Raw genomic sequence first — 13861 nt, 5'->3', positions numbered from 1 at the left:
GTGCCATAGAGCTTTCCGACGCGGATTTGGATCGTCGGAATGTTGAGGTGGGCGCAGCACTAGCCTCTAAAGGTCGACCCGCTCCTCGGCGACCGACTTGCGCGTCTCCATGTTGAAGCGGCCGGCATAGATCGGCCGTTCGCCGGTCGTCGGGCCGGGATACTGCACGATCCGGATCTCGCCGCCGGTCTCGGTCCTGAACTCGCCCTCGAAATTCGGGTCGGGGTGATAGAGCATCGTGCCCGGCGTACAGTTGCGGCCGTCGATGACGAACTCGCCCTTCAGCACCAGCCAGACCTGCGCGAAGCCAATATCGGGATGCCAGCCGCCCGGCTCCAGCCGCAGGATGCCGTGACCCGCCTTCAGTCGGTACGTCGCGTCGCCGACATGGAACAGCACTTCGCCCCTGAGCACGTAGCAGTGCTCCTGCCCGGGAGGAGACACGGTCGCCTCCATGCCCTTGGCGCCTTATGGGCAAGTCTCTGTCCTACAGAGCAACGCCCCTTGACTGGATCGGACGATGCTCCTCAGTTCACGGCGCCCAAGGTCCCTGTCTCGCCCGGGGCGCGCTTCAGCTCGAGACGCGTCTCGTGCCATTGCCGCAACGACGGCCGGTGACCGATCGAGACGACCGTCGCCTGCGGCAGCCGCTCCTTCAGCACGCTGTAGACCGCCGCCTCGTTGGCCTCGTCGAGCGAGGCCGTGGCCTCGTCGAGGAACAGCCAGTCGGGCTTGAAGACCAGTGCCCGCGCAATGGCCAGCCGCTGCTGCTCGCCGCCCGACAGGATGTTGCTCCAGTGCGCCTCCTCGTCGAGGCGTCCGGCCAGGTGGCCGAGCCGGGCCGCCTCCAGCGCCTGCACGATCTCGGCATCGTTGGCCGTGGAGGATTCGTCGGGATACTTCACCGCGTCGCGCAGGGTGGCGATCGGGATGTAGGGCTTCTGCGGCAGGAACAGCACGCGCGCGCCGGACGGAATCAGCACCCGCCCGTGGCCGAACGGCCAGATGCCGGCCAAGGCCCGGAACAGCGTGCTCTTGCCCGACCCGCTCGACCCGGAAATCAGCGTCCAGGCCCCCTTCGGCAGGGTGAGGTTCAGGTCCTTCAGCAGGGTCTGTCCGGTCGGCAAAGCGAGATCGAGGCCGCTCGTGCCGACATCGGTGCGCCCGGCCTCCGCGCCGACGGTGATGTTCTCCGGCGGCTTGTCCTCAATGGCGATCTGCAGCCCCTTCAACCGGTCCATCACCGCGCGCAGCTCGGCCACGTTGGTGTAGTTGTCGATGAAGAACGACAGTGCCGACTGCACCTGCCCGAAGGCCTGCGCCGTCTGCATGACGACGCCCAGCGTGATCGCACCCGCAAAGAAGCGCGGCGCCGTCACGATGTAGGGGAAGATGATGGCGAGCTGGCCATAGCCGATCTGGTAGAAGACGAGCTGCATCTCGGTCACCAGCACGCGCCAGGCATTGTTGAACACGTCGGTGAACTTTTCCTCGAGCACCGCGTTCTCGCGCGGCTCGCCGCGATAGAGCGCGATGCCTTCGGCGTTCTCACGTACCCGCATCAGGCCGAAGCGGAAGTTCGCCTCGTAGCGCTGCTGCAGGAAGTTGAGCGGGATCAGTCGCCGGCCGACCAGGTTGGCCAGCCAGGTGCCGAGGAAGGCGTAGATCAGCGCCGCCCAGACCATGTAGCCGGGGATCACCACGTCGAGGCCGATGAAGGACAACGACATCGGACCCGACAGCTGCCACAGGATGAACAGGAACGAAATCAGCGTCGCCACCGCGCTGATCAGGCCCAGCAGCAGGGTCATCGTGTAGAATCCGAGCAGCCGCAGATCCTCGGAGATGCGCTGATCGGCATTGTCGACCTTGCGCTCGAGTTCGATGCGGTAGTAGCCGCGCCCGTCGAGCCAGTGCGAGAGATAATGTCCCGTCAGCCACCGCCGCCACCGGAGGCGCAGGTACGGGCTGACCAGCCCGCGCGCCACGCCGAACGCGATGGCGAGCGCCGCGATCCAGCCGAAATTGACCATCTCGATCCAGAAGGCCGCTTCGTCCTTGTTCTGCAGGCTGTCGTAGAAGCGCCGGTTCCATTCGCTGAAGGCGACGTTGACCGTGACGCTCGCCAGGGTGAGCACGATCGCGCCCACCAGCAGGGCGATGGCGATCCAACGCTCCTCCGAGCGGAAGTACGGGACGACCAGCCGCCACCAGTCGCCGAAGTAGGAACTCACGCTCTTCATGCAGGAAATCCTTTCGGGCGGCACACTGCCGAGACAGCGCGACGATGACAACGGCGTCTGCGGCAGCTATAGCGCCGCACGATGGATGCCACCCCTCTCGCCTCCCGCCGCGCCGCAGTCGATGTGCTGATGGCCTGCCTCGACAAGGGCCAGCCGCTCGATGACGCGCTGGCCGGCCATCGCGGCTTCACCGCCCTCGATCCGCGCGACCGCGCCTTCGTCCGGCTGCTACTGGCCACGACCGTGCGCCACCTGGGCGAGATCGAGGGCGTGCTGTCCGGCCTGATCACCAAGCCCCTGGAGGGCGCGAACGCGGTCGGCCGTCAGGTCCTGCGCCTCGGCGCCGCCCAGCTGATGTTCCTCGGCACGCCGCCCCACGCCGCCGTCGACACGTCGGTGCGCCTGGTCGAGGATGCCGGCCTGCATCACCTGAAGGGCCTGACCAACGCCGTGCTGCGCCGGATTTCGCGCGACGGCGACGCCCTGCTGGTGGATCGCGATCCTGCCCGCCTCAATACGCCGCGCTGGCTGTGGGAGAACTGGATCCACGCCTATGGCGAGGATACGACGCGCGCCATCGCGTCGGCGCATCTGCAGGAGGCGCCGCTCGACCTCACCGTCCGCCGGGATGCCGATTTCTGGGCCGGCCAGCTCGAGGCCGAAAAGCTGCCGACCGGCACGCTGCGGCGCAAGGGCGGCGGGCACATCGCGGAGCTGCCGGGCTTTGCCGAAGGCACCTGGTGGGTCCAGGACGCCGCCGCCGCCCTGCCCGTGCGGCTGCTGGGCGACGTCACCGACAAGCGGGTCGCCGATCTCTGCGCCGCGCCGGGCGGCAAGACCATGCAGCTCTGCGCCGCGGGCGCCCAGGTGACGGCCGTCGACATCTCCGCCCGCCGCATGACGCGCCTCGGTGAGAATCTCGCGCGCGCCGGCCTGTCGGCCAATCTCGTGACCGCCGACGCCAGCAAGTGGATGCCCGAGGAGAAGTTCGACGCCATCCTGCTCGACGCCCCCTGTTCCGGCACCGGTACCCTGCGCCGCCATCCCGACATCGCCTGGCTGAAGGACGAGGAGGACGTAGCGCGTCTGACGGTCACGCAGGACCGCCTGCTGGTGCGCGCCCTCGAGATGCTCAAGCCCGGCGGTACCTTGGTCTACGCCGTCTGCTCGCTGCAGGAGGACGAAGGCGTCGAGCGCATCAACGGCGTCCTCGTTCGCAATCCGCAGCTCAAGCGCGTGCGTGTCACGCCGGCGGAACTGCCCGGCCTCGAAGACGCCATCACCCCGCGCGGCGACGTCCGCACCTACCCCTTCATGTGGGCCGACCGCGGCGGCCTCGATGGCTTCTACATCGCGCGCCTGACCACAACCTGATTGAGGGCTGGGGGCGCGCCACTCCAGTGGCGCGTTCAAGACTAAAGAGGAAGACGCGCCACTCTCGTGGCGCGCCCCCAGCCTTTGATCACACCCTGGAGCTCGGGCTGTAGAACGGCTGGTGCTTCGAGGGGTCCATGTAGTTCTCGTAGAACTTGCGGGCGTGCGGCAGCAGCGCGACCGAGAGCTTGCGGCGCTCGACCTCATCGTCGGCCAGGGCCTTGCTGAGATCGTCGTGCAGCGCCTTCAGCGCGGCGGTCTTGTCGACCTTGGTGAACAGCCCGTCCTTGTAGATCACCTCTCCGTCGCACATCGTCATGGTGACGGCCTGCTGCTTGGCACGCTGCACCACCGCGTCGAGCGTCGGCGTCATCTCGTCGAGATAGGGATAGGCCACGCTGTCCCAGTCGATCAGCACCATGTCGGCGGCCTTGCCGACCTCCAAAGTGCCGATGCTCTCGCCGAACGGCGTCGTCTTCGCCCCACCGACCGTCGCCATGCGCAGTACCTGCGCCATGGTCGGCACGTCGGCCTCGACCATGCCCGGCACGCGATGCGCGCGCAGGACCAGCTTCAGCTCCTGCAGCATGTCGCGATCGTCGTTGATGCCGGCCTCGTCGAGACCGATGGCGGTGTTGATGCCCTTCTTCTCGAAGTGATTGAGCGCGGCCACGCCGGAGCGCAGGCGGAAGTTGGACGAGCAGTTGTGGCAGACGCAGCCCTTGGCCTCGGCCAGCCGGTCGATGTCCTTCTCGTTCAGCCACACGCCATGGCCGAGGGTCAGCCGCTCGTTCACCATGCCGAAGCGGTCGATGTATTCCAGCGCCGTGCAGTTGCCGCGCCGCCAGGCATATTCCTTCTGGTAGGCGGTCTCGAGCAGGTGCATGTGCATCGGCACATTGTACTTGGCCGAGGCCTCGCTGAGCTTGGTGAGCGCCGGGTCCGAGCACCAGTGCAGGTTGGCCGGCGCCAGCTGGATCTTCACCCGGCGCTTGTTGTGATGCTGCGAATGGAAGGACTTGAACATGTCCATCGCATCGTCGAGGCCCATCTTGAACCGGTCGAACCAGCGCTGCATCGGGCCCTGCAGGTCCTTCGGCAGGCTGCGCACGAATTCCTCGTCGGCCTGGTAGACGAGACGGTTCTGGTCACGCACGGCGTAGCAGTAGCTGACCCGCATGCCGACATCTTCATAGGCCTTGATGGTCTCGGTCGCGCGCTTCTCGACATCGGGCAGGGTGCCGGGCATCCAGCCCTGGATGTGCTGCACCGTGGTGATGCCCGAGCCGATCATCTCGAAGGCCGAGTAGAGCGTGTCGAGATAGAGGTCGAGGTTGCGGATCACCATGCGGGTGATGAACCACAGCTCGAGAGGCATGTCGGGCGAGCCGAGCTGGACCGGCGTTAGGCCGACATGATGATGGCCGTTGACGAAGCCCGGCAGCAGGATCTCCTTGCCGGTGCCGATCACCGGCACAGTCGGGTGCTTGCGGTGCAAGTCGTCATAGGTGCCGACCTCGACGATGACACCGTCTTCCTGAAGGACGGCGCCGTCCTTGATCTCGTTCCAGGTGAAACGGTCCTTGGTGCCCGTGATGGCGGCGCGGCTACGGATCAGGCTGGTGGCCATGTCGGCTTCTCCTTTGTCTGTGGTTGCTGAATCAGGCGGTGACGGCGAGCGCTTCCTGCTCCGCGAAGGCGCGGTCGACTTCGTCGCGCAGCAGGTCGGTGAGCCGGATCCGAAGATCCTCCGCCTCGCGCGAAAAGAGATTGCGCGGACGCGGCATGTCGATCGGCACGATGGTCTTGATGCGGCCCGGCCGCGAGGTGAAGACGACGACCCGGTCGGCCAGCGCCACCGCCTCGTCGATATGATGGGTGACGAACAGCACCGACGCACCCGAATCTCGCCACACGTCGAGCAGGAAGTCCTGCATGCGGGCACGCGTCTGGACGTCCAGCGCCGCGAACGGCTCGTCCATCAGCAGGACCTTGGGGCGCATGGCCAGCGCCCGCGCCACGGCGACCCGCTGGCGCATGCCGCCCGACAATTCGTCCGGCCGCTTGTCCATTGCGGCCTTCAGCCCGACCCGCTGAAGCGCCTCGGCGGCGACGCTGCGGCGCTCCTCCTTGCTCGCCCCGCGGATGGAGAGCCCGAAGCTCACGTTTTCCCACACGGTCAGCCACGGGAAGAGCGAGGTTTCCTGGAAGATCAGGCTGCGTTGCGGCGATGGCGTCTCCACAAGGTCGCCGAACGACCAGAGCTGGCCTTCGGTCGCGTCCTCGAGACCGGCGATCAGGTAGAGCAAGGTGCTCTTGCCGCAGCCGGAGGGGCCGAGAAGGACCACGAATTCGCCCGGCGCGACGTCGAGGTCGATGTCGGTCAGGGCATTGTGGGCGCGCTTCGTGCCGGCCGCCCAGGTCTTGCCGACGCCGCGGCAGACCACGGCATCCTTGGACGAGAATGTCGGCGGTGCATCAAAGGCCACGCAGCTTCTCCTTGGTGTCGGGCAGCCAGTAGAGGATACGCCGCTGGGCCTGGCGCAACAGCCAGTCGAAGGCGAAGCCCAGCACGCCGATCACTGCGATGGTGAAGAAGACCAGCGAGGGGTTGAAGGTGTTGCGCGCCAGCATGATGACCTGGCCCATGCCGTAGCCGACGCCCGTCGACTCCGCGACCAGCACCACCATCCAGGCACCGAACAGGTTGAGGCGCAGCACCTGCAGCATGCCGGGGAGGATCGCCGGCACGATGACCCGCGCATAGATCTGCCGCTTGGACGCGCCCATGGTGCGCGCGACGTTGATGAAATTGGGGCTGACGCCGTCGATCTGGGCGACCGTGGCCAGCACCATGTGGAAGAACAGCGCCACCACCACCATGAAGATGGCGGGCGCATTGCCGATGCCGAACAGGAAGATGGCAACCGGCAGCCAGGCGATGGGCGACACCGGCGACAGCAGCGTGATGGTCGGCAGCACGAGCTTGTCGAAGACATGGTGGTAGCGGATGAGCACGCCCATCCCGATCGCCAGCACCGAGGCCATCGCCAGGCCGATGAAGACGCGGGCCGTCGTGGCCCCCACCGTGATCATCACCGATTCGAAGGCCGAGGGGCCGGCGTTCATCGCCTGGCCGACCTGCCAGCGCGTGGCGGTGTTGAAGAACTTGCCCTGCTCCGCGAGGTTGCCGAGGAAGATGTGCGGCGGCGGCAGCAGCTTCGGATCGGCCCAGCCGAAGAACCAGCACAGTTCCCAGAGGCCGGCGAACAGGCTGATCGACAGGATCGTCCACCAGGCCTTGGTCAACCATTCGAGGTTGACCATGCCGGTGTAGAAGCGCGAGACCGCCGCCGGGCGGGATGTCCCGGCGGCGGCGCCCGACGCTTCGCTGTCGCGAGTGACGACAGCCATCAGGCGGACTTGTACTTGAGCTTGCCGTAGAGGTCGGGGTTCTCCTTGATGACCTCTTCGAGCAACGTCCAGTCGATCGCGTCGCGGCCGGGCTTCTTCTTGATGTAGCCCATCTCCATGACGCTGTCGGTGCGCTGCAGGATGAAGTCGGTCTGGCTGCGCGCATCGACGATTGCCGGCTGCTTGCCCTGGGCGATCTTGGCGTTCTCCATCGAGGTCTTGTAATACTTGCCGACCAGCTCCTTCAGCACGTCGTCGGTATTGGTCTCGGCATCGAGCTGGGCCTGCATCATGCTCTTGATGATCGCCTTGAGGCCGGCGGGATTGTCCTTCATCAGGCTTGACCGCGAGGCCAGCACGCAGTCGGTGTAACCCTTGCCGTAGAGGTCGATGCCGTTGGTCAGCATGACCGCGCCCTTGACGTCGTTCACCAGCGCCGAGGCGTAGGGTTCGATCGTGCAGATCCAGTCGATGGCGCCCGCCTTGAAGGCCTCGACGGCCTCCGGCGTGTTGCCCATGTAACGGACCTTCACGTCCTTGAAGGGGATGCCGTGCTTCTTCAGGTAGTCGTAGGGCATGACCTCCAGCGTATCGAGCTGGAACGTCCCCAGCGTCTTGCCCTTGAGCTTCTCGGGCGTGTCGAGACCGGGACGCGCCACGATCGCGCAGCCTTCGACGCCGCCACCGGCCACGATCTTCACCGGAGCGCCGGCGTCGTAGAGCGCCATGAAGCTGGTGTAGGGCATGAGGCCGAGATCGACCTGCCCCATGCCGAGGAACGTCACCATCTCGGCCGAGGTCGGCGTGTTCACGAACACGAGTTCGGTGCCGCTCGCCTTGGCGTACTGGCGCGAATGGGCGAGGAAGAGGTTGAGGTTGCAGAAGCCGGTGCCGTGCGTCGACTTGAGACTGGCCGCGGCATGAGCCTGTCCGCCCACGAGCATACCGGGACCGGCGGCCATGGTGATGGTGCTGACGGCGGCGGCGCCCTTCAGGAAGCCGCGGCGGGACGGCGCGACAGCGCCGCCGAAGTTCATCTTGGACAGATCCGGAAAATGCGTACAGCCGATGCGATCACACATGGAGAGCCTCCTCGGGCAGCGGAGAAAATTTGGACAGGGACTGCTGGCTTGGGCGAGTCTGCGACTGACAACTCCTTGTCGGTCGCTACTCGGTGCGACCGTCCTCAAAGGTGCCGGCACGCCAACCGAGAAGAATCGCGCTAGCGCGATTCTGCGCTGCCAACATTTGAAGCAAGGGATGTGCCACAGCAGAAAACCAGCGGTGGCGGCTCGCATACGACCCGCGGCCGTGCAGCCTCAGGTCAATTCCCGGTCACGCGTGCTATTTCTTGATCAGTGCCCGATGCCGCTGGCGCTCGATGTGCCCGAGATAGAGGCCGGAGCAGATGATCACGCCGGCGCCCACCCAGGTCCAGAAGTCGGGGAAGTCGCCGAACACCAGGTAGCCCAGCAGGGCGGCGCCCAGCAGTTGCACGTAGTTGAAGGGTGCCACAACCGCAGCCGGCGCCTGGCTGTAGGCGATTGTCAGGAAATAGTGGCCGACACCGGCCATGATGCCCATGCCGATGAACAGCACCCAGTGCCAGCCGAAGGTCGGCGTTACCCATTCGAACGGCAGCAGCGGCAGGGCCACCGCGGTGCCGACGATCGTCGCCATCGTGGCCGAGGCATCGGGCCGCTCGGCCTGCCCGTAGCGCCGCGAGAAGAGCTGGTAGAGCGAGCTCGAGATCGTGCTGCCGACGATCCAGAGCGAATGCCACTCGAAGTGCGCGGAGCCCGGGCGCACCACGATCAGGGCACCGACGAATCCGACCATAACGGCCACCCAGCGCTTCGGACCGACCGGCTCGCCCAGAAACTTCGACGACAGCGCCGTGACGATCAGCGGGCTGGTGAGCGAGATCGAGGCCGCCGACGCCAGCGGCATGTCGACGATGCCGTGGAAGTAGAGGTAGGAGGACAGGAACAGCAGCAGGCCGCGCACGATCTGGCTCGGCACATTGTGCCAGCGGAACAGCGCCAGCCCGGCGCGAGGCAGAAAGATCGCCATCATGAAGATGAAGGCGAAGGCGTAGCGGCCCCAGATCACCTCGATGACCGGATAGGTCTGGCTCAGCGTCTTGGACATGGCGTTCAGGACGGAAAAGCACAGGACCGAGAATATGATCGAAAGGATGGCCCGCAGGATCCGGTCGGTCGGCGGGGACGCGCTGGCACTCATCGGCGGCAACTTAACCTGCTGGCGCCGGCCAACAAGTGCAGGGGCGGACTAAGCGGGCGCCTGCAGCGCATGGGTCGTTTCGGATGCTGGCACTGGCACCGTTGCACGTCAGGTGCGCAGTTCCGTCGTGAGCTCCTGGTCGGACGGCCACAACAGGAGCGAGACGATCATCAGGATGCCCAGGCCGCCGGTGATCCCGGCGAAGCGGTCGACGCCCGGCATGATGCTGTCCGGCGGCGCCAGCCCCTGCACCATCGTGACGACGAAGACAAAGGCGAACTGGGTGCCGACATAGGGAACGCCGTGCCGGCCCATCTGGATGTGCATGCCCACCCAGACGACGACGCCGAGCATGGCCAGCCACCAGAAGAACGATTCGACCTGCAGCGCGAGGCAGCCCAGCGCGACGATGCCGCCCAGCAGGCAGCCCATGAAGCGGTGGAACGACTTCTCCGCCACGAGGTGGCGCGTCGTCGTGCCGCCGTCGGCGATCAGCGGCGCCGCCATCACGACGGCGATCGTGACCGCCATTTCGCCCACGTCCGGCAGGTCGACCATCACCCAGACGATCATCACGGTCACCACGGAGATGGCCGCGCGGACCCCGTGCAGCACCGACGGCCATTGTGCGCCCAACAGGTGCCGCCAGCCCGGCGCCGAGGGGGCCGGCTCGGCATGCCACTCCTGCAGCAGCTTGGCCGTCACCATGGCGCACGAGACCCCGACCGCCACGTCGAGCGTGCGGTAGCAGGCGATCTCGAACGCCTGGGTCGGGTCGTTGAGGCTCATCAGCAACACGAGGCTGGAGGTGATCGCCATGAACAGCCAGGCCAGCCCGTGCGGGCTCACCTGCACCGCGATGACGCCGGCCATCGTCGCGCAGCCCAGGAACAGGCACAGCGCGACCTGGTCGTAGGGCAGCCAGCGGGCCATGATGAACCCGAGCACGGCGCCTGCGATCGTGCCGCTGAGCCGCAGCACGCCACGCCGCACAGAGGCTGCACCGGTCGACATCAGGGACATGTAACCGCTGATCGCCGCCCACCACGGCGCGTCGAGCTGCATCACCAGCGCGACCGTCGTCGTGAGCATCACCGAAACCGCCGCGACGGTGCCCATGCGCGACTGCGCCGGGCGGGTGCCGATGTCTGCCAGCTCGCGCCAGAAGCCGGTCAGTGTCCGGTCCAGGAGCCGCGCACCTTCACGGAAATCCTCTACGGCCCCCCTTGCGTAGTGCCTGATTCCCGAGCCGCGGCTCACGGGAAGATCACGGTGCGCGCATCGGCGCCCATGTAGAGCTTGTAGCCGGGTGGCAGGTCCTCGAGCACGATCGTGACCGGGATACGACGCTGCAGGCGGATCCAGTCGGTCGTCGGCGCGACATAGGGCAGAAGCTTGTCGACGCCGGGATTGCGGCTGAAGCCGCGGGCGACGCCGGTGATCCGGCCCTTGTGGAAGTGCCACGGCGAGCTGTCGAGCCAGACCCAGGCGGTGTCGCCGATCTTGAAGTCGCGGATGTAGTACTGCTTGTAGTTGGCCATGATGCGCCAGGCGTCGGAATCGACGATGCCGACGTTCGGCACGCCGGTGGTGGCCATGTCGCCCTTGCGGATCGTGAGATTGGTGATCGCCCCGTTGTTCGGCGCGTGCACGATGGTGCGGTCGAGGTTCCACTGCGCCGACGCCAGCTGGGCCTTCGCGAGTTCCAACGCCGCCTGATGGGCGCCGATGTCGGTCTCCGCCTTGGCGATCGCCACCGTGGAGATCGTCATCTCGGCACGGGACCGGCGCAGCTCGTCGTTGGCGCGGTCGAGTTCGGCGATGGGTGCGAATTCGCGCTTGGCGAGATCGGAGAACCGGCTCTGTTCCTGGACGGCGTAGGTATGGCTCGACGTCGAGACCTGCAGGGCCGCCTGGGCAAGCGCCAGCTCCTCCTGCGCGACCTTGAGCTGGGCCGCGGCGCGATCGATCTGCGCCTTCCACTGATTGACCACGAGCTGGAAGGGCTCCGGGTCGATCGTATACAGCCTGTCACCGATCTTTACGTCCTGGTTGTCGACGACATGGACCTCGATGATCTGCCCGGTCACCTGTGGCGCCACCGCCACCAGATCGGAACGGACATAGGCGTCGTCGGTGAAGGCGACGAAATACGTGAACACCTCGTAGAAGACGAACAGCGCCAGGATCGTCCCGCCGACGGTGAGCAGCCGATGCAGCCGGCTGGTCTCGACGGCCGGCCTCGGGGACGGCGCCGGGGCTGGAGGCGGTTCGGGTGCCGCAACCGGGGTTGGTTCGGGCGACGGCGCAGGCACCGCGACGGGTTTCGGCGCGGCGGGCACGATCTCGGTCTGTCCGGGAGGGGTCACGTCGGGCGGCATCGCGTCCGCAAAGTAACGTGCCCGGAGCTAGAAGCCCATGCCCTTGATCTTCGCCGCGAGCGCCGACACGGAGAACGGCTTGCCGAGGAAGTTCACGCCAGCATCGATGACGCCGTGGTGAACGATCGCGTTCGCCGTGTATCCCGTCATGTAGAGAACCTTGAGGTCGGGATGCTGCGCCAAGGCCGTCCCGGCGAGTTGACGTCCGTTCATGCCGCCGGGCAGGCCCACATCGGTGAACAGGAGCGCGATATCGCGCTGCTTCTCCAGGAGGCGCAGCGCCTGCTCGCCGTCGCCGGCTTCGTACACCGTGCAGCCGCACTCGCGGCAGGCCGCGACGGCGAACTCGCGCACGACGGGATCGTCCTCGACGACCAGCACGACCGGCCCCGCCCCCGCCGCGACGCTGACCGCGGCCGCCGTCTCCGGATGGGTTCCCGCCTCAGCCTGGGTGCGCGGCAGATAGACCTTCACGGTCGAGCCGTGGCCGAGTTCGCTGTAGATCTTGAGATGGCCGCCGATCTGCTTGATGTAGCCGTAGGTCATGCTGAGGCCGAGCCCCGTGCCCTGGCCGCGCTCCTTGGTGGTGAAGAACGGCTCGAAGGCCCGCGCGATCGTCTGCTGATCCATGCCGGTGCCGGTGTCTGAGACCGCGATCATCACGAACTGGCCAGGCGTGACCTCCACGTTGGCTGCGGCATAGGCATCGTCGAGATGGGCATTGGCCGTCTCGATGGTGAGCGTGCCGCCGCCCGGCATCGCATCGCGGGCGTTGATCGCCAGGTTGAGAACTGCCGCTTCGAGCTGGGCCGGATCGGCACTGGCGCGCCACAGGCCGCCGCCCAGGACCGTCTCGATCTGCACGGTCTCGCCGAGGGTTCGCCGCAGCAGCTCCGACATGCCGGTGACCAGCCGGTTGGCATCGACCGCCTCGATCTGAAGCGGCTGCTGGCGCGCGAAAGCCAGCATGCGCTGGGTGAGCGTGGCGGCCCGTGATACGCCGGTCCGGGCGAGATCGAGGAAGCGCACGACGTCGGGCGTCGGCTGCGGCACACGCCGACCGACCATTTCGATCGCGCCCCCGATGCCCGTGAGCAGGTTGTTGAAATCGTGGGCGATGCCGGCCGTGAGCTGTCCCACCGCCGTCATCTTCTGCGACTGGCGCAGGCTCTCTTCAACCGTCGCGCGCCGGACCTGCTCTTCGCGCAGCCGTTCCAGCGTCTCGGCCTGGCCCGCGGCCCGGCGCGAGGCGAGAAGCGCGAGGGCGAACAGCGCCAGCGTCGCCGGCAGCCCGAACAGGAGATGTGCCGACATGCGGTGGATCCAGGCCTCGCGGACGGCGTCGCTGGCCACGCCCACCGCCACATAGACGGGCAGGTCGGGCAGCTTGCGATAGACCACCGTCCGCGCAATGCCGTCGATGCTGGCCTGCGGCGTGCTGTATGTGCCGGACGCGGTATTTGCGGCGATGGCCTGCATGAACCTCGAGCCGGGTTCGAATCTCGTTGGCCCTGCAGATGCGGGATAGCGCGCCAGCAGTTCGCCGTCGGCGCGCACGAGGGACGTTGTGTAATTGTCCGCCCCGGCCGCCTGCTCGAAGAGCTTGCCGAAATAGGATGGCGGTATCGTCACGAGGATGACGCCGTCGAAGCCGCCGTCCGGCCGCAGCCGCCGCTCGCTGTACTGGAAGATGTCGAGGTTCTTGATGCGGCTGCGATACGTCTCGCTGACGTATCGCTGCTGCCGCTCGTCGCGATGCGCCATGAAATACGGCCGGTCTGCAGCCGTGACGTTGGCCGGCATCGGATGGACGTTGGCGGCGACCAGCGGGCGGCCTTCCCTGTCGAGGATGAAGACGTCCTCGACCTGCGGCAGGCTCTGAACGAGGTGCTTCAACTGCTGGTGTAGCCGGGCCTCGTGCTGCCGGATCTCATCGTCGTTCAGATCGTCGACGAGGCTGACCACGTTGCTTACGATGAGCTGCTGTGTCTCGAAGGTGGCGCGGGACCCGACATAGAGCAGATCGAGGGTCCGGTTCAGCCGCTCCTCGAATTGCCGCTGGGTCTCGCCGTAGGCCAGCCAGCTTGCGCCCGCGAAAAGCAGGGCCGGCACGACGAGCGTGGCGGCGAGCAGAACGAACGACGCATCGGCCGCCGTCTTGCCGCGCAGCGTCCAAGTCTCGAATTTCAGGAGCCGCCGCACGTG

General features: G+C 66.7%; 11 protein-coding genes. 1 reads left to right on the top strand and 10 read right to left on the bottom strand.

What is annotated here, in order from left to right; translation table 11 throughout:
• Positions 1-66: 66 nt before the first annotated feature.
• Positions 67-444, bottom strand: coding sequence for a cupin domain-containing protein (locus ACQY78_RS26140; RefSeq protein ID WP_428680774.1), 378 nt, complete (start codon positions 442-444; stop codon positions 67-69).
• An 83-nt stretch (positions 445-527) separates the two neighbouring features.
• Positions 528-2243 carry an ABC transporter ATP-binding protein/permease gene (locus ACQY78_RS26135; RefSeq protein WP_428680771.1) on the bottom strand — a complete coding sequence of 572 codons (1716 nt, stop codon included), beginning with the start codon at positions 2241-2243 and terminating at the stop codon, positions 528-530.
• Between the two features lie 81 nt (positions 2244-2324).
• Between ACQY78_RS26135 and ACQY78_RS26130 the strand changes: the two genes are divergently transcribed.
• Positions 2325-3617, top strand: a complete 1293-nt coding sequence (locus tag ACQY78_RS26130) for an RsmB/NOP family class I SAM-dependent RNA methyltransferase (protein WP_428680768.1) — start codon at positions 2325-2327, stop codon at positions 3615-3617.
• A gap of 88 nt (positions 3618-3705) precedes the next feature.
• Here the strand turns inward: ACQY78_RS26130 and ACQY78_RS26125 are convergent, their stop codons facing one another.
• From ACQY78_RS26125 to ACQY78_RS26090, 8 genes are all read right to left on the bottom strand, one after another.
• Positions 3706-5247 carry an amidohydrolase family protein gene (locus ACQY78_RS26125; RefSeq protein WP_428680765.1) on the bottom strand — a complete coding sequence of 514 codons (1542 nt, stop codon included), beginning with the start codon at positions 5245-5247 and terminating at the stop codon, positions 3706-3708.
• A gap of 31 nt (positions 5248-5278) precedes the next feature.
• Positions 5279-6106, bottom strand: a complete 828-nt coding sequence (locus ACQY78_RS26120) for an ABC transporter ATP-binding protein (RefSeq protein ID WP_428680762.1) — start codon at positions 6104-6106, stop codon at positions 5279-5281.
• The gene (locus ACQY78_RS26115; RefSeq protein WP_428680759.1) at positions 6096-7031 is read right to left on the bottom strand and encodes an ABC transporter permease; all 936 of its coding nucleotides are present in this window, start codon (positions 7029-7031) and stop codon (positions 6096-6098) included. Before ACQY78_RS26115 ends, ACQY78_RS26120 begins: the two co-directional genes overlap by 11 nt.
• Positions 7031-8113 (bottom strand): ABC transporter substrate-binding protein, encoded by a 1083-nt coding sequence (locus ACQY78_RS26110; RefSeq protein WP_428680756.1) that lies wholly within the window; start codon positions 8111-8113, stop codon positions 7031-7033. The genes ACQY78_RS26115 and ACQY78_RS26110 overlap by 1 nt, the downstream gene beginning before the upstream one ends.
• A 262-nt stretch (positions 8114-8375) precedes the next feature.
• Positions 8376-9275 carry a DMT family transporter gene (locus ACQY78_RS26105; protein WP_428680753.1) on the bottom strand — a complete coding sequence of 300 codons (900 nt, stop codon included), beginning with the start codon at positions 9273-9275 and terminating at the stop codon, positions 8376-8378.
• A 108-nt stretch (positions 9276-9383) separates the two neighbouring features.
• Complete coding sequence (locus tag ACQY78_RS26100; protein ID WP_428680750.1) at positions 9384-10535, bottom strand: FUSC family protein; 1152 nt, start codon at positions 10533-10535, stop codon at positions 9384-9386.
• Positions 10532-11644 carry an HlyD family secretion protein gene (locus tag ACQY78_RS26095; RefSeq protein WP_428680747.1) on the bottom strand — a complete coding sequence of 371 codons (1113 nt, stop codon included), beginning with the start codon at positions 11642-11644 and terminating at the stop codon, positions 10532-10534. Before ACQY78_RS26095 ends, ACQY78_RS26100 begins: the two co-directional genes overlap by 4 nt.
• A gap of 39 nt (positions 11645-11683) precedes the next feature.
• A complete protein-coding gene (locus ACQY78_RS26090; RefSeq protein ID WP_428680744.1) occupies positions 11684-13858 on the bottom strand; it encodes an ATP-binding protein in 2175 nt (724 codons plus the stop codon).
• Positions 13859-13861 lie beyond the last annotated feature (3 nt).

Source organism: Reyranella sp. (assembly GCF_965279625.1).
Classification (GTDB): Bacteria; Pseudomonadota; Alphaproteobacteria; order Reyranellales; family Reyranellaceae; genus Reyranella.
The sequence above is the reverse complement of the archived record's forward strand: the minus strand, read 5'-3'. Positions and strand labels throughout refer to the sequence as shown.